This is a genomic window from Pseudomonas gingeri, assembly GCF_013385635.1.
GTDB lineage: Bacteria > Pseudomonadota > Gammaproteobacteria > Pseudomonadales > Pseudomonadaceae > Aquipseudomonas > Aquipseudomonas gingeri_A.
In genome coordinates this window covers 459761-484569 of sequence record NZ_JACAPR010000010.1, presented here as the reverse complement: position 1 = coordinate 484569, position 24809 = coordinate 459761, and the positions used below count along the sequence as shown (strand labels likewise).

General features: G+C 63.6%; 20 protein-coding genes. 8 read left to right on the top strand and 12 right to left on the bottom strand.

Annotation, left to right across the window (positions count from 1 at the left end):
- The first annotated feature begins 5 nt into the window (after positions 1-5).
- The 8 genes from HX851_RS12610 to HX851_RS12575 all read left to right on the top strand — a co-directional run bounded on the left by HX851_RS12610 (position 6) and on the right by HX851_RS12575 (position 11517).
- Positions 6-950 carry a DUF58 domain-containing protein gene (locus tag HX851_RS12610; protein WP_017127864.1) on the top strand — a complete coding sequence of 315 codons (945 nt, stop codon included), beginning with the start codon at positions 6-8 and terminating at the stop codon, positions 948-950.
- Complete coding sequence (locus tag HX851_RS12605) at positions 947-1441, top strand: DUF4381 domain-containing protein (RefSeq protein WP_177062468.1); 495 nt, start codon at positions 947-949, stop codon at positions 1439-1441. Before HX851_RS12610 ends, HX851_RS12605 begins: the two co-directional genes overlap by 4 nt.
- Entirely contained in the window at positions 1434-2510 is a 1077-nt protein-coding gene (locus HX851_RS12600; RefSeq protein ID WP_177065559.1) for a vWA domain-containing protein, read from the top strand. Before HX851_RS12605 ends, HX851_RS12600 begins: the two co-directional genes overlap by 8 nt.
- The gene (locus HX851_RS12595) at positions 2507-4273 is read left to right on the top strand and encodes a vWA domain-containing protein (protein ID WP_177065557.1); all 1767 of its coding nucleotides are present in this window, start codon (positions 2507-2509) and stop codon (positions 4271-4273) included. Before HX851_RS12600 ends, HX851_RS12595 begins: the two co-directional genes overlap by 4 nt.
- Positions 4270-5913, top strand: coding sequence for a BatD family protein (locus HX851_RS12590; protein WP_177062465.1), 1644 nt, complete (start codon positions 4270-4272; stop codon positions 5911-5913). The genes HX851_RS12595 and HX851_RS12590 overlap by 4 nt, the downstream gene beginning before the upstream one ends.
- Before the next feature lie 116 nt (positions 5914-6029).
- The gene (locus HX851_RS12585; RefSeq protein ID WP_177065554.1) at positions 6030-7274 is read left to right on the top strand and encodes an exonuclease SbcCD subunit D C-terminal domain-containing protein; all 1245 of its coding nucleotides are present in this window, start codon (positions 6030-6032) and stop codon (positions 7272-7274) included.
- The gene (locus HX851_RS12580) at positions 7271-10912 is read left to right on the top strand and encodes an AAA family ATPase (RefSeq protein ID WP_177065553.1); all 3642 of its coding nucleotides are present in this window, start codon (positions 7271-7273) and stop codon (positions 10910-10912) included. The genes HX851_RS12585 and HX851_RS12580 overlap by 4 nt, the downstream gene beginning before the upstream one ends.
- Positions 10909-11517 (top strand): glutathione S-transferase, encoded by a 609-nt coding sequence (locus HX851_RS12575; protein WP_177065551.1) that lies wholly within the window; start codon positions 10909-10911, stop codon positions 11515-11517. Before HX851_RS12580 ends, HX851_RS12575 begins: the two co-directional genes overlap by 4 nt.
- Positions 11518-11562: 45 nt before the next feature.
- Here HX851_RS12575 and HX851_RS12570 read toward each other — a convergent pair whose 3' ends face one another.
- The 12 genes from HX851_RS12570 to HX851_RS12515 form a co-directional block, all read right to left on the bottom strand.
- Positions 11563-11769: a hypothetical protein gene (locus HX851_RS12570; protein WP_177062461.1), complete on the bottom strand. Its 207-nt coding sequence runs from the start codon at positions 11767-11769 to the stop codon at positions 11563-11565.
- Positions 11770-12214: 445 nt separating this feature from the next.
- Positions 12215-12394 (bottom strand): hypothetical protein, encoded by a 180-nt coding sequence (locus HX851_RS12565; protein WP_177062460.1) that lies wholly within the window; start codon positions 12392-12394, stop codon positions 12215-12217.
- Between the two features lie 155 nt (positions 12395-12549).
- A complete protein-coding gene (locus HX851_RS12560) occupies positions 12550-13725 on the bottom strand; it encodes a lactonase family protein (RefSeq protein WP_177065549.1) in 1176 nt (391 codons plus the stop codon).
- The gene (locus HX851_RS12555) at positions 13712-14005 is read right to left on the bottom strand and encodes a DUF5629 family protein (protein WP_177062457.1); all 294 of its coding nucleotides are present in this window, start codon (positions 14003-14005) and stop codon (positions 13712-13714) included. The genes HX851_RS12560 and HX851_RS12555 overlap by 14 nt, the downstream gene beginning before the upstream one ends.
- Positions 14006-14112: 107 nt before the next feature.
- Positions 14113-16488: an efflux RND transporter permease subunit gene (locus tag HX851_RS12550; RefSeq protein ID WP_177062456.1), complete on the bottom strand. Its 2376-nt coding sequence runs from the start codon at positions 16486-16488 to the stop codon at positions 14113-14115.
- Positions 16489-16522: 34 nt separating this feature from the next.
- Positions 16523-17557 carry a YCF48-related protein gene (locus tag HX851_RS12545; protein WP_370590399.1) on the bottom strand — a complete coding sequence of 345 codons (1035 nt, stop codon included), beginning with the start codon at positions 17555-17557 and terminating at the stop codon, positions 16523-16525.
- Positions 17558-18180: 623 nt separating this feature from the next.
- Positions 18181-20850: an aminopeptidase N gene (gene pepN, locus HX851_RS12540; protein WP_177065547.1), complete on the bottom strand. Its 2670-nt coding sequence runs from the start codon at positions 20848-20850 to the stop codon at positions 18181-18183.
- 12 nt (positions 20851-20862) lie between these two features.
- Complete coding sequence (locus HX851_RS12535) at positions 20863-21693, bottom strand: DUF2797 domain-containing protein (RefSeq protein WP_177062453.1); 831 nt, start codon at positions 21691-21693, stop codon at positions 20863-20865.
- Positions 21690-21950: a YeaC family protein gene (locus tag HX851_RS12530; protein WP_177062452.1), complete on the bottom strand. Its 261-nt coding sequence runs from the start codon at positions 21948-21950 to the stop codon at positions 21690-21692. The genes HX851_RS12535 and HX851_RS12530 overlap by 4 nt, the downstream gene beginning before the upstream one ends.
- A 31-nt stretch (positions 21951-21981) precedes the next feature.
- Positions 21982-22854 (bottom strand): rhomboid family intramembrane serine protease, encoded by an 873-nt coding sequence (locus HX851_RS12525; RefSeq protein WP_177062451.1) that lies wholly within the window; start codon positions 22852-22854, stop codon positions 21982-21984.
- On the bottom strand, positions 22851-23825 hold the full coding sequence (locus HX851_RS12520) for a metallophosphoesterase (protein ID WP_370590402.1): 975 nt from the start codon (positions 23823-23825) through the stop codon (positions 22851-22853). Before HX851_RS12520 ends, HX851_RS12525 begins: the two co-directional genes overlap by 4 nt.
- On the bottom strand, positions 23822-24712 hold the full coding sequence (locus HX851_RS12515) for an NAD(+) kinase (protein WP_177062447.1): 891 nt from the start codon (positions 24710-24712) through the stop codon (positions 23822-23824). The genes HX851_RS12520 and HX851_RS12515 overlap by 4 nt, the downstream gene beginning before the upstream one ends.
- Positions 24713-24809: the final 97 nt, after the last annotated feature.

Below are 24809 nucleotides of genomic sequence, written 5' to 3'. Positions count from 1 at the left end.
CGACAATGATCACCCCCCTGCCCGCCGAACCCGGCATCCGCACCACACTCGCCGAGTTGATCGAGATGCGCCATCGCGTGCGCGAAGTGCAACTGTTCTCGACGCCGAGCCAGCGCAGCCCGCTGATCGGCCTGCACCATTCGAAACTGCGCGGGCGCGGGGTGGACTTCGACCAGGTACGGGTCTACCAGGCCGGTGACGATGTGCGGACCATCGACTGGCGGGTCACCGCGCGGACCCAGGAACCCCATACCAAGCTGTTCCACGAAGAACGCGAACGACCGATCTTCATTCTCGTGGAGCAGAGCCGACAGCTGTTCTTCGGCTCCGGGCAGACCTTCAAGTCAGTGCTAGCCGCCCAGGCCGCGAGCCTGATCGGCTGGGCCGCGCTGGGCCACAACGACCGGGTCGGCGGGTTGGTCTACGGGGACAACGAGCACTACGAGATCAAGCCCCGGCGCAGCAAGCAGAGCCTGCTGCAGTTGCTCAACCGGCTGGTGCGGGTCAACCAGTCGCTGCATACCGAAACCGCGGCGGACCGCGACGCCCTCGGCCTGGCGCTGATTCGGGCGCGCGAAGTGCTGCGTCCGGGCAGTTTGGTGATCGTGATCTGCGACGAACGGGCGCTGACCGATGCCGCCGAACAACAGCTGAGCCTGCTGTCGCGCCATTGCGACCTGCTGATGCTGCCGGTGTCCGATCCCCTCGACCATGCCCTGCCCGCCGCCGGTCTGTTGCGCTTTTCCGAACGTGGCGCGCAACTGGAACTCGACACCCTCAACCCCGAGTTGCGCCAGGCCTATCGGGCCCAGGGTGAGGCGCGGGTGGCCCGCTGGGAACTTCTGGCGCAGAAACTGCGGGTGCTGCTGATGCCCCTGAGCACCCAGAGCGAAATGGTCGAGCAATTGCGCGAATACCTCAATCCGCAACGTCCGGGCAAACAGCCATGAGCAGCCTGGACCAGTTGCAGCCACTGATCAGTCCGCCGCTCCAGGGTTTCTGGCCGCCGGCACCCGGCTGGTGGCTGTTGGCGCTGCTGTTGCCGTTGCTGGGCGTCGGCCTCTGGTACCTGCGGCGCTGGCTGCCGGGCAAACGCCCGCTGCCGCGCGCCGAACAGCCACTGGACCCGCTGCGCCTGGCCGCGCTGGAAGAACTCGCCCGCCTGCCCAAACCCTATGACGGCGCGCCGGCCGGTGCCTGGCTGCAACAACTCAACGCCCTGCTCAAGCGCCTGTGCCGCAACGATTATCCCTACAGCCAGAGCCATACCCTCAACGGTCGCCAATGGCTGGCATTCCTCGACAACCGCTGCCCGGCCGCCGGGCTGACCCGCTGGATGGTGCTGGTGGAAGGCGCCTACAAGCCCGAATGCAAACTCGACGACAAGGCCATCGCCGGCTTGAGCCAATCCATCGACACCTGGATTCGCAAGCATGTTTGAGTTCGCCTGGCCGTGGATTTTCGCCCTGTTGCCGCTGCCCTGGTTGCTGCGCCTGGTGCTGCCGGTGGCCGACAGCGGCGAAGCGGCGCTGAAGATCAGTTTTCTCGCCGACCTCGAAACCCTCGCCCGCCGCCGTGCCCGGATCAACCTGCCGGGCTGGCGTCAGCAGGCGCCGTTCCTGCTGCTCTGGCTGTTGCTGCTGATGGCCGCGGCCCGCCCGCAATGGCTCGGTGAACCGCTGCCGATTGCCGCCAGTGGCCGCGACCTGCTGGTGGCAGTGGACGTCTCCGGCTCCATGGAGTTTCCCGACATGCACTGGCAGGACGAGGAAGTCAGCCGCCTGAGCCTGGTCCAGCATCTGCTCGGCGACTTTCTCGAAGGCCGCGAAGGCGACCGCGTCGGCCTGATCTTGTTCGGCAGCAAGGCCTATGTCCAGGCGCCCCTGACCTTCGACCGGCGCACCGTGCGGATCTGGCTGGACGAAGCGAAGATCGGCATCGCCGGGAAAAACACCGCAATCGGCGATGCCATCGGCCTCGCCCTCAAGCGCCTGCGCCAGCGGCCGGCACAGAGTCGGGTGCTGATCCTGGTGACCGACGGTGCCAACAACGGCGGCGAGATCGATCCGATCACCGCCGCTCGCCTGGCCGCCGAAGAACAGGTGAAGATCTACCCCATCGGCATCGGTGCCGACCCGGAACAGAGCGGCAGCCTGTCGATGCTCGGGCTGAACCCGAGCATGGACCTCGACGAACCGGCCCTCAAGGAAATCGCCCAGATCACCGGCGGCCAGTATTTCCGTGCCCGCGACGGCAATGAACTGCAGGCGATCCGCAGCACCCTCGACAAACTCGAACCGGTGGCCCAGCAACCGACCCAGACCCGCCCCGCCCGTGCCCTGTATCACTGGCCGCTGGCCATGGCGCTGGCGCTGAGCGTGCTGCTGGTGATCCGCGAGCACTGGCCGGACAACCTGTTGCAGCGCTGGCTGGCCCGCCGCCGCTTCCTGCCGCAGCACCCGGAATGGCGCCAGCGTCTCAAACGCCTGCGCTTGCGGAGGCGTCGATGATCGCAGAATTCTGGTCAGCACTCTGGCCGCACTGGTTCCGCCCCTGGTGGCTGTTGCTCCTGCCCGTGCTCGGCTGGTTGCTGTGGCAACTCTGGCACCGGCAGAAACGTGCCGGACGCTGGCAGATGATCCTGCCGCCGGCCTTTCACCGCATCCTGCTCGGCGGTGGCAGCGGGCGTGAAAGCAAACTGCCGTGGATCGCCCTCGGACTGGGCTGGGTGCTGGCCCTGCTGGCGTTGCTCGGCCCCAGCTGGCAACGGGTCGAACAATCGACGCAGAAACCCTCGGACCCGCTGGTGGTGCTGCTGGAACTGACCCCGGACATGCTCGCCACCGATGTCCAGCCCAATCGCCTGGAACAGGCCCGGCGCAAACTGTTCGACCTGCTGCGGGCACGCAGCGACGCGCAGACCGCGATCATTGTCTATGCCGGCAGCGCCCACACCCTGGTGCCGCTGTCCGATGACATGGGCACCAGCCGCAATCTGCTGGACGCGCTCAAGCCTTCGATCATGCCCCAGCAGGGCCACCGTGCCGACCTCGCCGTGACCAGGGCGCTGACCCTGCTCGAACGCGGTGCCCAAGGCCAGGGACGCCTCCTGCTGATCGGTTCCTCCCTCAGCGAACAGGAGCGTGAAGGCATTCGCCAGGCGCTGGACGGCCAGCGTCATAGCCTGCTGATCCTCGGCATCGGCACCCGTGACGGTGCACCGGTGGTCCAGGAAAACGGCGGTTTCCTCAAGGACGCCCAGGGCGCGATCCATGTACCGCGCCTCGACGGCCAGAGCCTCAAGACCTTTGCCGGCGAAGTCGGTGGCCGTTATCGCCAGGCACGCCTGGACGAGAGCGACCTGCGCGGCCTGGGCCTGCTCGATGGCCCGCGACATTTGCGTGACGACGGCCAGGTCGTGCAGCTCGACAGCTGGGCCGACCAGGGTTACTGGCTGCTACTGCCGCTGCTGCTGTTGGCCGCCTGTGCCGGCCGACGCGGCTGGCTGTTCTGCCTGCCGCTGTTCTTCCTGTTCCCGCAGCCGAGCCAGGCTTTCGAATTCAGCGACCTGTGGCTGCGCCCGGACCAGCAGGGCCTCCGGTTGCTGGAACAGCAGCGCCCGCTGGAGGCGGTCAGGCACTTCGACGACCCGCAGTGGCAGGGCCTGGCCCTCTACGAAGCCGGCGACTACGTGGCCGCCGCGCGCAAGTTCGCCGAGGGCGACGATGCCAATGCCCATTACAATCGCGGCAATGCCCTGGCCCGCAGCGGCGAGCTGGACGCCGCCCTCGATGCCTACGAACAGGCCCTGGAGCGCCAGCCTGACCTGCGCCCGGCCTTGAGGAACAAGGCCCTGGTGGAGCAGATGCTCGAGGAAAAACGCGCCCAGTCGGCGGTTGAACCGGGCAAGCCCGCCGACACCGCGGAAACCGACGGCGAACCGCCTGCCGCCAGCCACGATGCCCAGGCCGGCGGCGTCCCCCCCGGCCAGCAGACCAACAACAGCGCGCCCCCCCAGGAGCACAACCCGCCCTCGGCCACGGAATCATCCGAGACCACGGCCCCGCCGACGGGTGATAATGACGTGCCGGGCAGCGAGCTGGGCGACGAGCAGACTACCCGGCCGCCGCTGCGCAGCGCCTCGCAGGTTCTCGACGGCGAGCAGCACCAGGCTCTCGAACAATGGCTGCGGCAGATCCCCGATGACCCGGGCGAGTTGCTGCGGCGCAAATTCTGGTACGAACAACAGCTCCATCAGGACAAGACCCGATGACCACCCGCTTTTCCGTTTTCTTGCTGTGGCTGCTGTGCGGGATTTTGCCGGCCTACGCCGATGGCCTGGTCGCCAGCGTCGACCGTACCCGCCTGAATTCCGGCGAGTCGGTGGAGCTGACCCTGGAATCCAGCGATGTCACCCAGTTCGGCAAGCCGGACCTGGAACCGCTGGCCAGCCAGTTCGAAGTGCGTGGTACGCGCCAGGTCAACCAGTTGACGACACTCGGCGGCGACAAGCAGGCGACAACGCGCTGGATCATCACCCTGACCCCGAAGCAGAACGGCAGCGTGGTGATCCCGCCGCTGCAACTGGGCGAACTGAAGAGCCAGCCCATCACCCTGCAAGTGGTGCAGAGCGAGGAGCAGGATGCGACCAACAGCCTGGCGCCGGTGTACATAGAGGCCAGTCTCGACCAGGACAGTGTCTACGTGCAGGCACAGGCGGTACTGACCTTGCGTATCTACCATTCGGTGTCACTGTACGACGACAGCAGCCTGAGTCCCTTGCAGGTGACCGATGTGCGCATCGAGCAACTGGGCGAATCGCGCACCTATGAAAAGCTGATCAATGGCGTACGCCACGGCGTGATCGAGTTGCGCTATGCGCTGTACCCGCAGCACAGCGGCATGCTGACTATTCCGGCGCAGGTGTTCAGCGCGACGCTGGTGGATGTCGGCCAGAACCAGGGCCAGGTGCCCGCCGCGCCCAAGCCCGGTAAGCTGATTCATGTCAGCTCGGCCGAGATGAGCCTCGACGTCAAGCCACAGCCCTCGACCTGGCCTGCCGATATCCCCTGGCTGCCGGCGCGCAGTCTGAGCCTGAGCGAAAGCTGGAGCCCGGAACCCGAACACAGCCAGGTCGGCGACTCCCTGACCCGCAGCCTCACCCTCAAGGCCGAAGGCCTGTCCAGTGCCCAACTGCCACCGCTGCCGGCGACCAGCATCAATGGCCTGCGCCGCTACCCGGACCAGCCGCAATTGAGCAACCAGAACAGCGAACGCGGGCTGATCGGCAGTCGTGAAGAACGCGAAGCGCTGGTGCCGACCCACAGCGGTACCTTCGAGCTGCCGACGGTGACCGTGGTCTGGTGGAACACCCACGAAGAACATATGGAACGCAGCAGCCTGCCGGCGCGGACCCTGCAGGTGACGAACAACCCGAGCCTGGCGGTGGACACACCGGTCAGCAGCGTGCCGGGCAACATCGCGGCGGATGCGGCGAGCCTGTGGATGTGGAAACTCAGTACCGTGCTGCTGGCCTGCACCACCCTGCTCGGCTTCGGCCTCTGGTGGCGGGCGCGCTCGCAACCGGCGGTACACCGCGCCGCGCAAACCGGCCCGAGCCCGCGCACCCTGCTCGATGATCTCAAGCGCACCTGCCTGGCCAACGACCCCCAGGCCACGCGCCAGGCCCTGGACGCCTGGGCCCGGCAGCAGCCGGAAACCCTGGCCGAGATGGCCGCGCGTTTCGTGCCGCTGTCCGATGCGCTGGATGGCTTGAACGGTGCGCTGTACAGCGAAACCGGCCTACACTGGCAAGGCGAGGAATTGTGGCGGGTGATCCGCGCCATCCCGGCGGCCGAGCGGGTGCAGGACCCGGTGGGAGACAGCGGGCTGCCGCCGCTGTATCCGAAATAGCCCTTCACCGAAAAAGCCATGCCGCCTGCCTATTGCGCCATTTACCAGTAGACTTGACGGTCTTTCGCGCCGCCACCTTGTCTTGAGCGGTCGCCACCGTATTCGCGGAGTTTGCCTTGCGCCTGTTTCATACCTCCGACTGGCACCTGGGCCAGAATCTTCATGGCCAGGAGCGGGATTTCGAACACGCCTGCTTCCTGACCTGGCTGCTCGCCCAGCTCGCCAGCCAGCAACCGGATGTGCTGCTGATCGCCGGTGATATCTTCGACACCGTCAACCCGCCGGTCAAAGCCCAGGAACGCCTCTACGACTTCATCGTCAGCGCCCACGAACAGCAGCCGCTGCTGACCATCGTGATGATCGCCGGCAACCACGATTCCGGTTCGCGGATCGAGCTGCCCGCACCGCTGATGCGGCGCCTGCGCACCCACGCCCTGGGCCGGGTGCTGTGGCTCGATGACGGCCGGCTCGACAGCGAACGCCTGCTGATCCCGCTGCCCGATGCCAGCGGCGCCATCGCCGCCTGGTGCCTGGCGTTGCCCTTCCTGCGCCCGGCCGAAGTCACCGGCACGCAACTGGGCGACGACTACCTGCGCGGTATCGGCCAGGTGCACCGCTGGCTGATCGCGTCGGCCAATGCCAAACGCCAGCCGGGCCAGGCTCTGGTCGCCATCAGTCACGCGCACATGGCCGGCGGTTCGGTCTCGGAAGATTCCGAGCGCAGCCTGATCATCGGCACCGCCGAAGCCCTGCCCGCCAGCCTGTTCGATGCCAGTGTCAGCTATGTCGCACTCGGCCACCTGCACAAGCCGCAGAAGGTCAACGGCGAAGAGCGCATTCGTTACTGCGGCTCGCCGATCCCGCTGTCGTTTTCGGAAATCGGCTATCAACACCAGATCCTCGATATCGTCCTCGACGGCGAAACCCTGGCCAGCGTCGAACCGCGGTTGATTCCCCGCGCCGTGAACCTGCAACGCCTCGGCCCACTGCCGTTCGCCGAGATGCTGGAAAAGCTCGCCGAGTTGCCGAACGTCGATCTGCTGGCGGACCTGCAACGCCAGCCCTGGCTGGAAATACGGGTGCGCCTCGACGAGCCGCAGCCGGATCTGCGCCAGCAGGTGGAAACCGCCCTGCAAGGCAAGGCCGTGCGCCTGGTGCGCATCGCCGCCGAATACGCCGGCGGCAGCGGGCGCGACGGCGAGGATGACAAGGAGCGGTTGATCGACCTCGACCAGCTCAGCCCCCAGGAACTGTTCAGTCGTGCCTGGCAGGACAGCTATGGCAATGCCGTCGACGAGCAGACCCTCAACGACTTTGCCGTGCTCTTGCAGGAAGTCCAGCTGGAGGGCGAACAGCCATGAAGATCCTCGCCATTCGCCTGAAGAACCTCGCCTCCCTGGCTGGTCCGTTCGAGCTGGACTTCACCGCCGAACCGCTGGCCAGTGCCGGCCTGTTTGCCATTACCGGGCCGACCGGCGCCGGCAAGAGCACCCTGCTCGACGCCCTGTGCCTGGCGCTGTTCGGCGCCGTGCCGCGCCTGAACAATGCCTCACGGGATGCCAAGGTGCCCGACGCCGACGGCGAGATCGGTACCGGCGATCCGCGCACCCTGTTGCGCCGTGGCACCGGTGCCGGTTTTGCCGAAGTGGATTTTGTCGGTATCGACGGTCGCCGCTATCGCGCCCGCTGGGAAGCCAACCGGGCCCGGGACAAGGCCGATGGCAAGTTGCAGGCCAGCCGCCAGAGCCTGCGCGACCTCGACAGCGACCAGTTGCTGGCCAGCCAGAAAGGCGAATACAAGGCCCGGCTCGAAGCCTGCCTCGGGCTGAATTTCGAGCAGTTCACCCGCGCCGTGCTGCTGGCCCAGAGCGAGTTCAGCGCCTTCCTCAAGGCCGACGACAACGAGCGCAGCGAACTGCTGGAGAAACTCACCGACACCGCGTTGTACACCCGCCTCGGCCGCCGCGCCTTCGACAAGACCAAGGAAGCCCGCGAGGCCCACAAGCAGTTGCAGGACCAGGCCAGCGGCGTCACGCCCTTGGCCCCCGAAGCCCGTGCCGAACTCGACGAGCGCTTCAACGCCGCGCAGCAACAGCTGGACCTGCAGAAAGCGCAGTTGCGCCAGTTGGAGCAGCAACATGCCTGGCTCAAGGAACTGCGCCAGTTGCAGGACACGCAACTGGCCGCCGCCGAGCAACTGGACAGCGTCCAGCAGCAGTGGCAAGGCCTGGCCGCTGAGCGCCTGAAACTGACGCGCCTGGAACAGCTCGCCCCGCAACGGCATCAATTCGCCCGCAAGGTTGAAGTCGATGGCTTGCTGACGCCCCTGGCGGCGCAGATTGCCCGTCATACCCAACAACACGGCGAACTGAATGAGCGTCAGGGGCAACTGGAGCAGAATCTCTCGACGGCGCAATCGGCCTTGAACACTGCGCAACAGCAGCAGAACGCCAGCGCGCCCTTGCTACGCCAGGCCTTTGCAGAGCAGAACAACCTCACACACCTGGCGAGAGAAGCCCTGCTGGGTGCGCAAGCACAAGACACAGCAGAGCAGACCTGCATAGAGGGTCAGAAGACGATTCAGGCCCTGCTCGACCAGCAACAACAAGTTGCCGGACGCCTGCAACGTATCGTTGGCGAACTTGAGCAAAGCGCTCATCTGGCACCATTGAGCGACGCCTGGAACGCCTACCGCGATCGCCTGCAACAGTTGATGCTGCTCGGCAACCGGCTCAACCAGGGCCAGGCGGAACTGGCGAACCTCGAACACACGGCCCAGCAGGCGACACAAGCCCTGGGCGAGCAAAAGCAACAGCTGGAAGTGCTGTACCAGGAAGCCGGTGCCGAACCGGACGCCGTGGCCGAACAGATCGGTATCCTGGGCGGCCTGCTACAGGACAATCGCAAGCAACTGCGCGCTGTCGAAGACCTGACACGGCTCTGGGCCGGCCAGCAGGAACTGGATAAACGCGCCGTCGAGCTGCAACAACGCCAGCTCCAGGCCCAGCAGGAGCGCGAGCGGCTGACCCAGGACGGGGTCAAGGCCAAGGCCGAGCTGATGGTGGCCGAGCAGACTTTCAATGTCACCCGCGAACTGCTGGAGCGCCAACGCCTGGCGCGCAGTGCCAGTGTCGAAGAACTGCGCGCGCAGTTGCAGGATGACCAGCCATGCCCGGTCTGCGGCAGCCATGAACATCCTTATCATCAGCCCGAGGCGTTGTTGCAGAGCCTCGGTCGTCATGATGAAAGCGAGCAGGCCAATGCCCAGGCGGCAGTGGACCGGCTCAAGGAAAAACTCACCGAGTTGCGCACCGAAGTCGGTGCAGTGATCGCCCGGCAAAAGGAACTGCTGCAGCAGCAGGAGCAACTGGCGACCCAGCAGCAGGCCCTGGCACCGAGCCTCGAAGCCCATCCGCTGGCAACGCAACTGCTGGACCTGGAAGCCGACAAGCGCGATGCCTGGCTCAGCCGGCAGGCCAGCCAGTTGAACCAGAGCCTGACCCAGGACGAACAGCGCCAGAACGCCCTGCTCACCCTGCAACAGGATGCCGTGCGCCTGACCCAGCAACTGCGCCAGACTGAAACCGCGTATCAGCAGGCGGCCCAGCAGTTGGCCAACCAGCAGCGGGAACTGAGCAGCGACCGCCAGCGCCTGGACGAAGAGTTGCAAGCCTTCAGTTCACTGCTGCCAGCGCCGACTCTCGAAGCCCTGCGCAACGAACCGGCGGCGACCTTTATCCAGCTCGACCGGCAGATCGCCGAACGCCTGCAACAGCTTGAGCAGCAACGCGACGAGCTCGCCGAGCAGCAACAGCGCCAGCAGACCCTGGAGAAAGAACAGGACCGCCAGCAGACCCGCACCCGGCAATTGGAAAGCGCCCGACAGCAATTCAATAAACTGGCCGAGCAACAGCAGGCCAGCCAGCAACAGCTCGGCCAACTGCTTGGCGAACACAGCAGCGCCGAGCATTGGCAGCAGCAACTGGAACAGGCCGTGGAGCGGACCCGCCTGGCCGAAACCAGTACCGCCCGGGCGTTGCAGGAGGTGCGTACGCAGCTTGTGCAAATCGCCGCCGAACTCAAGGCACAGCAAGAGCGCCTGGAGGCACTGGAGCATGAGGCCCGTGAGTTGGCCGGCAAGATTGCCGACTGGCGCTCCCGCCATCCCGAGCTGGACGATGGTGGCCTGGAAGGCCTGCTCGGCCTCGATGACGGCCAGGTCGGCGAACTGCGCCGACACTTGCAGCACAATGAAAAAGCCATCGAACAGGCCAAGGTCGTCTTGCAGGAACGTGACCAGCGTCTGCTCGAACACCAGTCACAACACAACGGCAACCTCGACGCCGAGCAACTGGTCACGGCCCTCGCCGAGTTGCAGGCGCAGTTCAGCGTGACGGAACAACACTGCGCCGAACTTCGGGCCGAACAGGCCGATGACCAGCGCCGACAGAACGCCAACCAGGCCCTGGGCCGGCAGATCGCCGACGCCTATGCCGAGTATCAGCGCTGGGCGCGCCTGGATGCGCTGATCGGCTCGGCCACCGGTGATCGCTTCCGCAAGCTGGCCCAGGCCTACAACCTCGATCTGCTGGTCCATCACGCCAACGCCCAGTTGCGGCAACTGGTCCGTCGTTATCGCCTCAAGCGCGGTGGCAGCATGCTCGGGTTGCTGGTGATGGACACCGAAATGGGCGACGAACTGCGCTCGGTGCATTCGTTGTCCGGCGGCGAGACCTTCCTGGTATCGCTGGCGCTGGCGCTGGGGCTGGCGTCCATGGCGTCGAGCACGCTGAAGATCGAATCGCTGTTTATCGATGAAGGCTTTGGCAGCCTCGATCCGGAATCCCTGCAACTGGCGATGGATGCCCTCGACGGCCTGCAGGCCCAGGGACGCAAGGTCGCGGTGATTTCCCACGTGCAGGAAATGCACGAACGGATCCCGGTACAGATCCAGGTACGGCGCCAGGGCAACGGGTTGAGCACCCTGGAGGTGAAATGAAGCCGGCACTCCTCTACTCCTTCCGCCGCTGCCCCTACGCCATGCGCGCCCGCATGACGCTGCGCTACTCGGGGGTGGCGGTGACCATCGAGGAAGTCAGCCTCAAGGCCAAGCCGGCCGCGATGCTCGCGCTGTCGAGCAAGGGCACCGTGCCGGTGCTGGCCTGCGCTGACGGCCGGGTGATCGAGGAAAGCCTGGAGATCATGCACTGGGCCCTGGCGCAGCATGATCCCGAGGACTGGTTGCTCAGCCGCGATCCGGCGGCGGCCGAAGCCACTGCGGCGCTGATCGACGAGAATGACCGGGGATTCAAGCTGAGCCTGGACCGCTACAAATACGCGGTGCGTTACCCGGAGTTCTCCATGGAGCACTACCGGGCCGAAGGGGCGTTGTTCCTGGGGAAACTGGAAGGCCTGCTGGAGCAGAATGGCTGCCTGGCAGCCGCTCACCTGAGCCTGGCGGATATCGCCCTGGCCCCCTTCGTCCGGCAGTTCGCCCATGTCGACGCGGCGTGGTTTGCGCAAGCGCCCTACCCGCATCTACACGCCTGGCTGGAACGGTTTCTCGCCTCGGAACTGTTCAACGCGGTGATGGCAAAGCCTTAGGCAAACCGTTGACTGTTGCCTGATCGTTCCCACGCGGAGCGCTCATTACACGCCCGATTCAGCGTTGTGCTGGAGCACGCCGACAGACTGGGCCTTGTGCTCGGATTGCAGGACGGGTGCCGCCACCTGCAGCGCTGTCTCGCCCGAGCCATGGCTCAGGGACGACAGGCTGACGATCAGGACCATCGCCACGTACAAGCCGATAGCGATGTAGGCGCCGTGTCTGGCGGAAGTCAAAAGAGTGCTGGCCATGGTTTTCTCCACAGGCGAATGGCAGGCCTGTAGAGTCGATCATAACCGCTGGAATAAGTAGCCAACTATCTAAATAGTCGCTATCAGTAATATTAATCGTCGCGCGTGACGATCAGTCTTCCAATAGCAGCGGCGAAGGTCCGTGCAGGCTTTCGACCGTTTCAGAGATAGCGGCGGACAGGATAGGCGTGGAATAGAGAAACAGCAGCACGACGGCCAGACGCATAACCATGGTGTTGATCCCTGTATGGGTGGGGAGTCAATAAATCAGCGTCAAATTTAAACACATGGCCATATGACATGACGATAGAAATCCTACCGAAAGTGTCAAACGCAATGACGTACACGGCAACGCCGGAGCGAATTCACTCTTTTGACCGGACAGTTATCAAACCATCCGAGCGAATGAGTGCATTCGATCCGGCGTTGCGGTGTGGTTCAGCGCTCAGTGTTGAGCTTTGTGATCCAGGGCGGCGTAGAAGTTGGCGCTCTGTTGCAGGTATTTCGGGGTGTAGCTCTGGGTGTGGGCTTTTTTGTCGGTGACTTCGGTGTTGGCACTGGCTGGCAGGGCAACGGTAGCCGAGATGGCGGAAGCGGCGATGATGGAGAAGAGATTGAAGTTCATGGGTAAATCCTCGAATGTCAGTTGGCTTGCTTGCCCTTTCAGGCCGTGAGTCAAAAGTACATCCGAGGCTGACCTCGTTGAAATTCATTGCAGCAGTAGCGGATATCAGCGTCATTAATAGAAGTGCAAGTCCCTGATAACACAGGGACTGCGGTCTATTGTCGCAGCAGGAAACCGAGATAGCTCGGGGCATCGAACGGCAGGTTCTGCACGGTCTTGCCGAGCAACCCGGTGCTGGCGTCACGCTCGATCACCACGATTTCGTTGCTCTTCTGGTTGGCTACCAGGAGGAATTTGCCGCTCGGGTCCAGGGTGAACTCCCGTGGGTGATCGCCTTCCACCGAACGCCGCTGCAGCTCCTTCAGCTTGCCGCTGGCCGGGTCGATGGCGAACACCAGTAACTGGTTGGCGGTACCGCGGTTACTGACATAGAGGAACTTGCCGTCCTTCGAGGCATGCAGGGCCGCGGCGGCCTTGTCCGAAAGCGGTTGCTGGTCCGCCAGTTCGACCCGCTGTTTCTGGGTCAGCTTGCCGTCCTGGTAATCGAACACGGTGATCTGCGCGCTCATTTCCGTGCTCAGCCAGGCGTGCTTGCCATCGGCGCTGAACAACAGGTGGCGCGGTCCGCTGCCGGGCGGTAGCTGGACGAAGGCCGGCTCGGCCGGCGTCAGCGGCATTTCCGGATTGGCCTTGGGGTCATAGTGGTAGACAAAAATCTTGTCCGCCCCCAGGTCGTTGGCGAAGACAAAACGCCCGTCCGGCGACGACACCACCGAATGCACATGGGCCGACGCCTGGCGTTCCAGATTGACCAGGCTGGCCGGGTGGCTGCTGAGCTGGACCGGCGGCGACAGCTTGCCCTTGGCATCCACCGGCAGCACCGCGAGGCTGCCGCCCGGGTCTTCCAGCACCGAATAGTTGGCGACGAACAGGTAACGCTGGTCACCGCTCAGGCTGGAATGGGTCGGTTCGTTGCCCAGGCTCTGGACCTGGTTGATCAGCTTGAGCTGGTGGCTCTTGGGATCGATGGAGTAGCTGCTGACGCGGCCGACCGGGTCCTTCTGGCCCGGGCCGTTCTCATTGACCACGTACAGCCGGCGCTGGTCGCCGGACAACGTCAGCCAGGACGGGTTCTCGGTCTTGACCACCTGCAACGGCTTGGCGTCGAGCTTGCCGGTGCGGCTGTCGAACTGCAGGCGGTAGATGCCTTCGCTCTTGCCCTGGGTGTAGGAACCCACCAGCAGTTGCTCGGTGTCGGCCGCCGCCGACAGGACCGGCATGGCGCCGACGCTGCCGGCCATCAGCAACGGCCAGAACTTACGCATCATCATGTTCTTCGTCCTCTTCTTCCTTGGCGCTGAAGGCGCTCATGCAAACCAGCCGATACTCGCTGGAATCGTCGCTCACCGCCCAGCTTTGCCGGGTCTCGTCGAAGGTCGCGGCCTTGAGTTGGGCCCGGGTAAAGCTCCAGCGCTTTTCGGCACGGCCATCCATGCATTCGATCAGCAGGCGGTTGTCATCGAGGGTGAAGTCGAAGGCGTGGAGACCGTCGACTTCGAGCATGTCACAGGTGGCGAGGGCATCAAGCAGGGTGTCGGTGGCGACGGTCATAGCGTTCTATCGTATTTGGGAAAGGGCTAATGATAGGCGATATCGCTGCGTGACGAAGCCATTCCTTGTGGCGAGCGGGCAAACCCGCTCACCACAAGACCGGTCACTCAGTGGGAGAACAACGACCCGCCCACCTTGCCCGCCAGTTTCTCGGGTTTGATCAGGAACCGCGCCAGGGCCGGCAGCAGCCACAAGGCACCGAACATGTTCCACAGCAGCATGAAGGTCAGCATCAGGCCCATGTCGGCCTGGAACTTGATGGCCGAGAAGATCCAGGTGCAGACGCCGATCGCCAGGCACAGGCCGGTGAACAGCACCGCCTTGCCGGTGGATTTCAGGGTCTGGTAATAGGCTTCCTGCAATGGCAACCCGGCGCGCAGGAAGCTTTCCAGGCGACTGTAGATATAGATCCCGTAGTCGACGCCGATCCCCACGCCGAGCGCCACCACCGGCAAGGTCGCGACTTTCACGCCGATCCCCATGAAGGCCATCAGGGCGTTGCCGAGCACCGAGGTCAGCACCAGCGGCAGGACGATGCACAGGGTCGCCGCCCAGGAACGGAAGGTGATCATGCACATGGTCGCGACGCAGATATACACCAGGATCAGGATGGTCAGTTCCGACTCCTTGATCACTTCGTTGGTCGCGGCCTCGATCCCGGCGTTACCGGCGGCGAGGAGGAATTCCAGGCCGTCCTTGTTGTTCTCCTTGGCGAAGTCCTGCACCGCATGCACCGCGCGGTCGAGGGTCGCGGCCTTGTGGTCGTTGAGGAACACCAGCACCGGCGCCAGGGAGCAGTTATTGTTGTACAGGCCATCGGCCCGGGCGATGGAGTTGTTCAGCACATCGGGGTTGCGCGACAGGGTTTCCCATTTCAGGTTGCCCTCGTTCATGCCCTTGATCATCTGCTTGGACACGGTCACCAGGGAGATCGCCGACTGCACGCCCTCGGTGTTCTGCATCTTCCACATCAGTTCGTCGATCGGCGCCATGGCCGCATAACGCGAGCAGCCTTCGGCCGCGGTCTTGACCATGACCACCAGCACATCGGAACTGGTGGAGTAGTTGTTGATGATAAAGCTGTTGTCCTTGTTGTAGCGCGAGTCGGGACGCAGCTCCGGCGCGCCCTGGTCGAGGTCGCCGATCTTCAGGTTCTGGCTGTACCAGAGGCCGCCGCCGAAGGCCAGCAGGGCCAGGACGATGGACACCGGGGCGACCTTCGGGCTCGCGAAGTTCGACAGCAGGCGCCAGAACGAATGTTCGCGGGTCGCGTCCTTCTTGCTGCGCTCGACGGCCTTCTTGCTGATACCGACATAGGAGATCGCCACCGGCAGCAGGATCAGGTTGGTGAACACGATCACCGCCACGCCGATGGAAGCGCCGATGGCCAGCTCGCGGATCACGCCGATATCGATGATCAACAAGGTGATGAAGCCCACGGCGTCGGCCAGGATCGCGATCATCCCCGGCAGGAACAGTTGCCGGAAGGTCCGCCGCGCCGCTGTCAGGGCGTTGTCGGCGTCACTGGACTGCAAGGCGATACCGTTGATTTTCTGCACACCGTGGGAAATACCGATGGCGAAGATCAGGAACGGCACCAGCATCGAATACGGGTCCAGGCCGAAACCGGCGGCATGCATCAGCCCGAGTTGCCAGACCACCGCCACCAGCGTGGTGATCAACACGGCGATGGTGCTGCGGATACACCAGGTGAACCAGTACAGCAGTACCAGGGTGATGACAAAGGCCACGCCGAAGAACAGCACCACCATGATCAACCCGTCGATCAGGTCGCCGACCTTCTTGGCGAAACCGACGATATGGATCTTCACATTGGGGTTCTGCGCTTCGAACTTGTCGCGGATCTTCTCTTCCAACTGGTGGGAGAACTTCTGGTAGTCGAGGGCCAGCAACTTGCCCTGGTCCTGCGGGTCCGGGTAGGACTCCAGCAGTGGGATATCGACGATGCTCGATTTGAAGTCGTTGGCCACCAGGCGTCCGACCTGCCCGGACTTGAGCACGTTGTTGCGCAGTTGTTCGAGACTGTCGGCCGAACCGTTGTAACTCTGCGGGATCACTTCACCACCGGCGAAGCCTTCCTCCGTCACTTCGGTCCAGCGCACGCTGGGACTCCACAGTGACTTGAGGCCCGAGCGGTCGACGCCGGAGATGTAGAACACCTCGTCGTTGACCTGCCGCAAGGTCTCCATGTAGTCCTTGGTGAAGATATCGCCATCCTTGGCTTCCACCGAAATGCGCACGGTGTTGCCGAGGTTGGCGAGGTCGTTGCGGTGCTCCATCATCTTTTCAATGAAAGGATGCTTGAGCGGAATCATTTTCTCGAAGCTGGTGGAAGGACGGATCAGTGTCGCCTGCCAGAACAGGAAAGCGCTGACCAGCAGACAGATCACGATCACTGCCGGGCGGTTGTTGAAAATCAGGCGCTCGAGAAACGTCGCCTTGTCCTGATGATGACTACTCATGTGAAACTCCCCGCCTTCTTGTTATTTGCCCGGTTCACTTGGCCTGCTCACCGCCCGTTGCCGAGGTGACGTGAGCGCCCCCCTGGCCGACCAGGATCAGGTTGCCGTTACCGGTTGCGGTGACCGCCGCCAAGGAAATGCGGTCGGGACGATTGAAGACGCTGAATGTCACGCCGTCATCGGTGCTGCGAATCACGCTGCCGCCGTTGCCGACGATCACCAGCGAGCCGTCGGCCTGCAACGAGCCGCCGGACAGGCCGAACTCCAGCGCGCCACGGGCGGCCTTCAGCTCGACCTGCTCCCAGCTCGAACCGAAGTCAGTGGAGCGGTAGAGGTTGCCGCGCAGGCCGTAGGCCAGGAGGGTTGCCGGCTGGGCGGTGCCGATCACGCCGAACAGCGAGCCCTGGTAGGGACCGTCGAGGCGCTCCCAGGTCTGGCCCCAGTCGGCCGAGCGGAACATGCTGCCCTGCTCGCCCACCACGAACAGTCCGGAATCCTTGACCGCGGCAATGGCGTTGAGATGGTACTGGTCCTCGTTGTCGAGGCGGTCACTGACATCCTCCCAGTGCTGACCACCGTCGGTGGTTTCCAGCAAGGCACCGTAGGCACCCACGGCGAAGCCGGTGCTGACGTCCTTGAACCAGACATCCAGCAGGGGCGCTTCGCGCTTGAGGTCTTCGAACTGTTTGCTCCAGGTGACGCCGCCATCGCTGCTGGCGAGGATCTGCGCGTCATGGCCGACGGCCCAGCCGTGCTTGTCGTCGACGAAATAGACCGCCGTGAGCATCTGCCGGGTCGGCACCTTGGCCTGGGTCCAGGAGTTGCCCTGGTCATCGGAATAGAGGATGTGCCCGCGATCCCCCACGGCGACCAGGCGGGCACCGGCATGGACCACGTCGAGCAGGAGGCCCTTCACGGATTTGGATGATTCGATGGAATAGACGCTGTCGCCGGCGCCTGCCTCGGCGGCGAAGACCGGTGCGGACAGCGCCGCCAGTCCGGACAGTGACAATACCGAGGTCAGCAACACCACACGACGCCATACCGGCGGACGGCAAGAACCCGTCATAGACCTTTCCCCCATTATTATTGTTGTAATCTGCACAAAACTGCCTGCGCGACGATCATGCTGCGTTAAAAACAGGCTCGGAATGCTCATGTAGGTCCCTACACTCCGCTTCCTCGCCTGTTTTTATTCGCTGGCGCTCACCCTTCGGGCCAGCCTGCGGCTGTTACTCCCGCTGGTCGTTTGCCTTGCCTGATCGCCGCTCGGCGAGTTTTCGTGCAGCCCCTCGGTCATCCAACCTTTCAGGGCGCCTTCGAGGGCGTTTTCCTTGTTGTCGGTTCGTCTGAAACCGGCAATCTAGAGCCCCTTCTAAAGCTGGAGCTATCCTATCGGGCTTTGGAATCGTCTGACAATCGACGCCACGTTATCTTTTGTTAACCCGGGGGTATCGGGGGGTGGCATGAATGATGGGGCATCAGGAGGGATGATGAACAAAGGCCACGAGTGTGGCCTTTGCTGGGGAACTGCAAAACAACGCTGACCTTGCCGGCTGAATACGATCCCTTGTAGGAGCTGGCTTGTGTAGGAGTGGGCTTGTCGGGACGCCGCATCGCCGCGAAGCTTTTAGCGATCTCGCGGACGCCATCGCCGGCAAGCCGGCTCCTACAGGGACAGGCGTCTGCCGATCAGGCCAGGCTTTTGCTGACGACCTCGTAGACGTCCGCAGACAGCTCGCCCGAACTCCGAATATGCTCCAGCTCGGCCTTCATCAGCGCCTGGCGGGCCTTGTCGTACTTGCGCCAGCGGGTCAGCGGCGCCAGTTGGCGCGAGGCGATCTGCGGGTTGAGGGCATTGAGCTGGATCACCAGATCCGCCAGGAAACGATAGCCGGAGCCATCCGCCGCATGGAAGTTGATCAGATTCTGTCCGGCAAACGCACCGATCAGCGCGCGCACCTTGTTCGGGTTCTTCAGGGTGAACGCAGGGTGCTCCATCAACGCCTTGACCCGCGCCAGGCCACCGGGCAGGACACTGCCGGCCTGGACACTGAACCACTGGTCCATGACCAGCGGGTTGTCCTTGAAGTGCTCGGCGAAGCTCGCCAGGGCCAGGGCCTTTTCCGCGTCGAACGGCGAGTTCACCAGCACGGCCAGCGCGGTCAGGCGCTCGGTCATGTTGTCGGCGCTCTCGAATTGCTCCAGGGTCGCGGCCAGGACTTGCGGCTTGCCGCTGAGCATCAGGTAGGACAAGGCGATGTTCTGCAGCGCACGGCGGGCGAAATGCTCGTTCTCGGCGATATAGGCGGTCTTCTTCGATAGCTCGCGATTGGTCTGGTAACGCTGCCACAGGCCGTCGAACAACTGCTCGGCCAGTTGCTTGCGGGCGAACTCGCGGGCACCGTGAATGGCATCGACATCCGCCACTTCGCTGATTTCGGTGAGGTACGCCTCGCTCGGCAACGAGAGCATTTCGGCAACCATGGCCTGGTCCAGCCGGTCGTTGCCCAGCACGCTGCGCAAGGCTTCGACCAGACGCTGGTCAAGCACCAGGGCCTGGCCCTTCTGGTGTTGGCCGATCAGTTCCTGCAGCACCTGCACCGACAATTGCTGGCCGGCGTCCCAACGGTTGAAGCCGTCGGTGTCGTGCTGCATCAGGAACATCAACTGGTCGCGGTCGTACGGGAAGCTCAGCTTCACCGGTGCGGAGAAGCCGCGCAGCAGCGACGGCAACGGCTTGGCGGCGATGCCGACAAAAGTGAAGGTCTGCTCGGCTTCGGTCACCGACAGCACGCGGCTGGTCGCGCCGGGGGCTGCTTCGCCTGCCAGTTGCAGGGCGATTTCAGCGCCCTGGGCATCCAGCAGACCGATCTCCACCGGGATCACGAACGGCTGTTTTTCCTGCTTGTCCGGGGTCTGCGGGCAGCTCTGGCGGAAGGTCAGGCTGTAGGTCCGCGCGGCCGCATCATAGCTTTCGCTGACCGCCAGCCGCGGGGTGCCGGCCTGGCTGTACCAGCGCTTGAACTGGGTCAGGTCGATGCCGTTGGCGTCTTCCATGGCCTTGACGAAGTCGTCGCAGGTCACGGCCTGGCCGTCATGGCGCTCGAAATACAGGTCGCTGCCTTTGCGGAAACCTTCGGCTCCGAGCAGGGTGTGGATCATGCCAACCACTTCCGAGCCCTTCTCGTAGACGGTCAGGGTGTAGAAGTTGGAGATCTCGATAAAGCTGTCCGGACGCACCGCGTGGGCCATGGGACCGGCATCTTCGGCGAACTGGTGGGTACGCAGGTAGGCCACGTCCTGGATACGCTTGACGGTGCGCGAGTTCATGTCCGAGGAGAACCCGGCGTCGCGAAACACGGTGAAGCCTTCCTTGAGCGAGAGCTGGAACCAGTCGCGACAGGTCACGCGGTTGCCCGACCAGTTGTGGAAGTATTCGTGGGCGACGATGGCCTCGACCCGCTGGTGCGCGGCATCGGTGGCGGTTTCGGCGCGGGCCAGCACGGCGCTGGAGTTGAAGATGTTGAGGCCCTTGTTCTCCATCGCGCCCATGTTGAAGTCGTTGACGGCGACGATCATGAAGATGTCCAGGTCGTACTCGCGACCATAGGTTTCTTCGTCCCAGCGCATGGACTTCTTCAGGCTGTTCATGGCGTGCTGGCACTTGTCGATGTTTTCCGGTTCGACATAGATACGCAACGCCACGCCGCGCCCGGTCATGGTGGTGAAACTGTCTTCGACGCACCACAGGTCACCGGCCACCAGGGCGAACAGGTAGGCCGGCTTCATGAACGGGTCTTCCCAGGTCGCCCAGTGTCGGCCGTCTTCCTGCGGGCCGTTGCCGACCGGGTTGCCGTTGGACAGTAGCACCGGGTAGCGATGCTGCTCGGCGATCACCGTGGTGGTGAACTTGCTCATCACGTCCGGGCGGTCGAGGTAGTAGGTGATCTTGCGGAAGCCTTCGGCCTCGCACTGGGTGCAGAACATGCCGCTGGACTTGTACAGGCCTTCCAGGGCGGTGTTGCTTTCCGGGTGGATGCGCACCCTGGTGTCGACGGTGAAGCTGGCGCTGGTGGGCTGCAGGGTCAGGTGACTCTCGCTCAACTGATAGTCGGCGGCGGCCAGTTCGCGGTCCGACAGGCTGACCGCCAACAACTCCAGCTGCTGGCCGTCGAGCACCAGCGGCGGCAGAACGGTGCCGTTCTCTTGGGCACGTACAGGATTACGGCGCATCAGCAGTTGCGCATGGACCAGGGTGTGATCCTCGAACAACTCGAAGGTCAGGTGCGTCTCGTCGATCAGGTACTCGGGGGCCTGATAGTCCTTCAGATAGATCATCTTCGGTTGTTCGGTGCGCATGGGTGCGTCCTTTTACTGATGCACGGCGAGCTGGTAGGCCGTGTATTTACGGATATTGATCACGCCGGTGTCGAAGATCAGGTATTGGCCCTTGATCCCCATCAGCGTGCCTTCGGCAATCGGGTTCTTGTCCAGATTGAAGCTGACGATCTTGGTCGGGTAGGACTCGATCGGGTAACGGATTTCCAGCGGCTCGATATCCCGGACCGGCTGGATCGCCTGCAAGCCGAAACGCTCCTGCAAGGCTAGCAGGCCTTCGGCGCAGGACTCGAACAACTGCTCGCGGACCTGCTTGAGGTCCACCGCAGGCGCATCGCCCTTGAGCAGGGCGCGCCAATTGGTCTTGTCGGCCACCTGGCTGCGGAACAGGTCTTCGACGAAACCGGACTGCTGGCGGGTCGCAACGCGTACGATCGGAAGAGCCTGGCTGGCGCCCTGATCGAGCCAGCGGGTCGGCAGTTGAGTGGCACGGGTGATGCCGACCTTGATCCCCGACGAGTTGGCCAGGTAGACCACATGGTCGGTCATGCAGAATTGTTCGCCCCAGGCCGGATCACGGCAGGTCCCGGCGTCGTAATGGCAACGCTCCGGACTCATGATGCAGGTGTCGCACTGTGCCAGCTTGGTCATGCACGGGTAGCAGTAGCCCTGGCTGAAGCTGGTCTTGGTCTTGCGCCCGCAGTGGCTGCAATGGATGGCACCGAGAAATTCCAGGCGCAGCTTGTGGCCGATCAACGGATTGACCGGCACCTCGCTGTCACCCAGGCGAAACGTGTATTGCGCGGTCGGTTCGTCCAGGCGGACCGACATCTTGCTGACTGCACCACGGCCAATCTCGATCAATGGATGGCATCCGACTTGAACAGGATATTCGGCACCGGTGCCGACTTCGAGGCGCACTCCTGCGGGCCCATGTAGCCGGTGCGCAGTTCTTCGGGCAGGTTCTGGGTTTCCCAGGCGATCATCGCCTGCAACGACAGCTCGCGCTGTTCGGCGCTCAACTTGCGGCCATCGGACCACTTGCCGATCTCCACCGCCAGTTTCAGGCTTTCGTAGATATCGGGGGTGATGTTTTCAATCATTTCGATGAAAGAGGACATTAAAGTCTCCAGTTTTTTCAAGACATTCGAATCAGGCAGCCAGTTTACGTCGGGACCACAGCCCGCCCAACAAACCGGTGAAACATCCGATGAGCAGTCCGCCGACATGGGCGCCGTTGGCGATTTCGCCGAAACCGATCAGCGAGATCAGCCCTGAGAGGCACACCAGCAACCAGATCAGCATCATCGCCAGCACGCCACGCGGCAGGCGGTAGATCGGGTTCGGCGACAGCACCTGGTAGATCCAGCAGTGGCCGAGCAGGCCGTAGAGCACGCCGGACAGGCCGCCGAACAGGGTCGGGCCGCTGACGTAATATTGCGTGAAGTTCGACACCAGGCTGAACAGCAGCGTCAGCCCCAGCAGGTTGATACCGCCCTGGCGCAGCTCGATGCGCTTGCCCAGTTCCCAGTACCACATGCCGTTCATGGCGATATGCAGGAAACCGAAGTGGATCAGCATCGGTGTCACCAGCCGCCACCACTGCCCCGCCGCCAGGCCGTCGGCCAGGGGCGTGAACTGGATATAGTCGCCGCGCACCTGGAAGTCGAGGAAGGTGAACCAGTGCAGCGTCTCCAGGTTGTCGCCGAGCAAGGTGAGCGCGGCAACCACCACGCTCAGCAGCAGGACCAACGCCGTCACCGGGCTCTGGCGCACTTGCTGGAAAAAGCTCGGGCGCTTCATCGCCAGGGCCCTGGGCGGCACTTCCAGTTGATTCTGCGGATCACCCTCGGGGAACCGCTGGTACAGCGACAGCACATCGGCACCGATCGACTCCGGCACCCACAGCACCTGCTCGTCGCCCTCCTCACTGACCCGATGGGGGACCTGCAGGCGTTGCAGCAACTGGACGAAACCACTCAGGTCAGCGGTCAGCGGCAGGCGCAGAACAGCGGTGGCACTCATTTCAGGACCTCGGGGCGTTCAACGTCGACCCAGACGAATTTGTTCGGGTCGAGACGGCTCTCCTGGTCCAGCCGGTAGGCCGCCAGCTTGCCGTAGAGCACCGCGCTGTAATCCAGGCAGGCCAGGTTGGGACGAATCGGCGCCGGTTTACCGCTGCGCCAGTAGTGACCGACAAACAGCATCGGCTCATCCAATCCATAGCGCAGCAAGGCGTTCTTTTCGGTGGAAGACAACGGCTTGCTCGCCACCAGTTCGGGCAGGGCGTCGGGCTGGAACACGATATCGCCGTAGGTCTGCGGGTCGTCTTCCCAGAATTTGGTGCGGAAGAAGGCCCGGGTCAGGCCGTCGCCACCGGTCAGGGTCAAGCCGTCCGGCAGGCGCATGTCGGTGCCGCGCAGCAGGCGATTGAACACGGTGCTGGCAAAACTGCCGTGCACCGCCGAGGCCTGGAGGAAATGTTCGTCGATACGCCCGTGCGGATACTGCGCACGCAACGGCTCGATCAGGCCGGCATCCCAACAGGCATGCACCACGCGGAAACGCCCGGCATCGAGGAACAGCGGCAGTTCGTAGAACCATTGCAGGAAATCATGCCAGTCGCCCGGATGCTGGTCGAACTGGGTCAGGGTTTCCTGCAGCAGGCGCGCATGGCGCGGCGTGTGCTCACGCACGAACTGCTTGCCGCTGCCCGGCGGCGCGGCCGTGGTCCAGCCCAGGGCATTGAATTCATGGTTGCCCATGATGCACAGCGCCTGCCCGGCCTCGACCATGTCGTGGACGATATGCAGCGCCTCGCGGATGCGCGGGCCACGGTCGATGATATCGCCGAGGAACACCGCCATGCGCGACGGGTGGCGCCAGACACCGCCCAGCTTGTGATAGCCGAGCATGTCCAGCAGATGTTCGAGGGTATGAGCGCAACCGTGCACATCACCGATCAGATCGTAGCCACGCGCGGGATCGAGCATCAGTCGCCTCCACCACCCAACCGGCTGCCCCAGCCGAGCTTGGTCCGGCAGACTTCGTAGTAGTTGTGATCCAGCGGGTGAATCAGCCGCAGTTTCTGCGATTTCTTGCTGATGGTCACCGTATCGCCCGGCGCGCAGGTGAAATGGTTCTGCCCGTCGCAGGAGACTTGTGGGTAGATCTGCATGTCCTTGGACACCACGATTTTCAGCTCGCTGTTGCCATCCACCACAATGGGGCGGCTGGACAAGGTATGGGGGTACATCGGCACAATCACAATGGCATCGAGCTTGGGATGCATGATCGGACCGCCGGCGGACAGCGCATAGGCGGTGGAACCGGTGGGCGTGGCGACGATCAGGCCGTCGGCCTTCTGGCTGCAGACGAACTGGCCGTCGATATACAGCTCGAACTCGATCATCCGCGTCGACTTGCCGGGGTGCAGTACCACGTCATTCAGCGCGTCGCCCTGGCCGATGGCTTCCGCGTGGCGGCGCACTTCGGCTTGCAGCAGGAAGCGGTTCTCCACCAGGTAGTGACCGTCGAGGACCTTGGCCACTTCGACTTCCAGGTCGTCAGGACGGATATCGGTGAGAAAGCCCAGGTTGCCACGGTTGATCCCCAGCACCGGCACATTGTGCCGCGCCAGCGCACGGGCGGCGCCCAACAGGCTGCCGTCACCGCCGACGACGATGACCATGTCGCAGACTTCGCCGAGCATCTTGCGTGACGAGGTTTGCAGGCCATGGCCCGGCAGGACTTCGGCGATGGTGTCTTCGAGGATCACGTGCATGTGCCGTTCGAGCAGAAAGCGCTTGAGGCGGCGAACGGTGTCCAGCACCTGCGAACTGCCCAGGCGGCCAATGATGCCGATATTGCGAAATTGCTCCATGGGGCTCCTGAAAAAGGTTCTGCTGCAGGCAAAAGAACGATTATGGGCGAAAGCCGGCCCGAGACAAAATCCTTTCAGCCGCGAGCCAAACGGCTAT

Coding starts and splice junctions, on each gene's coding strand:
- HX851_RS12580 (WP_177065553.1), top strand. CDS start 7,271: ATGAAGATCCTCGCCATTCGCCTGAAGAACCTCGCCTCCCTGGCTGGT.
- HX851_RS12550 (WP_177062456.1), bottom strand. CDS start 16,488: ATGAGTAGTCATCATCAGGACAAGGCGACGTTTCTCGAGCGCCTGATT.
- HX851_RS12560 (WP_177065549.1), bottom strand. CDS start 13,725: ATGATGATGCGTAAGTTCTGGCCGTTGCTGATGGCCGGCAGCGTCGGC.
- HX851_RS12555 (WP_177062457.1), bottom strand. CDS start 14,005: ATGACCGTCGCCACCGACACCCTGCTTGATGCCCTCGCCACCTGTGAC.
- HX851_RS12530 (WP_177062452.1), bottom strand. CDS start 21,950: ATGTCCTCTTTCATCGAAATGATTGAAAACATCACCCCCGATATCTAC.
- HX851_RS12570 (WP_177062461.1), bottom strand. CDS start 11,769: ATGGCCAGCACTCTTTTGACTTCCGCCAGACACGGCGCCTACATCGCT.
- HX851_RS12595 (WP_177065557.1), top strand. CDS start 2,507: ATGATCGCAGAATTCTGGTCAGCACTCTGGCCGCACTGGTTCCGCCCC.
- HX851_RS12600 (WP_177065559.1), top strand. CDS start 1,434: ATGTTTGAGTTCGCCTGGCCGTGGATTTTCGCCCTGTTGCCGCTGCCC.
- HX851_RS12545 (WP_370590399.1), bottom strand. CDS start 17,557: ATGACGGGTTCTTGCCGTCCGCCGGTATGGCGTCGTGTGGTGTTGCTG.
- HX851_RS12575 (WP_177065551.1), top strand. CDS start 10,909: ATGAAGCCGGCACTCCTCTACTCCTTCCGCCGCTGCCCCTACGCCATG.
- HX851_RS12605 (WP_177062468.1), top strand. CDS start 947: ATGAGCAGCCTGGACCAGTTGCAGCCACTGATCAGTCCGCCGCTCCAG.
- HX851_RS12515 (WP_177062447.1), bottom strand. CDS start 24,712: ATGGAGCAATTTCGCAATATCGGCATCATTGGCCGCCTGGGCAGTTCG.
- HX851_RS12610 (WP_017127864.1), top strand. CDS start 6: ATGATCACCCCCCTGCCCGCCGAACCCGGCATCCGCACCACACTCGCC.
- pepN (WP_177065547.1), bottom strand. CDS start 20,850: ATGCGCACCGAACAACCGAAGATGATCTATCTGAAGGACTATCAGGCC.
- HX851_RS12565 (WP_177062460.1), bottom strand. CDS start 12,394: ATGAACTTCAATCTCTTCTCCATCATCGCCGCTTCCGCCATCTCGGCT.
- HX851_RS12525 (WP_177062451.1), bottom strand. CDS start 22,854: ATGAGTGCCACCGCTGTTCTGCGCCTGCCGCTGACCGCTGACCTGAGT.
- HX851_RS12590 (WP_177062465.1), top strand. CDS start 4,270: ATGACCACCCGCTTTTCCGTTTTCTTGCTGTGGCTGCTGTGCGGGATT.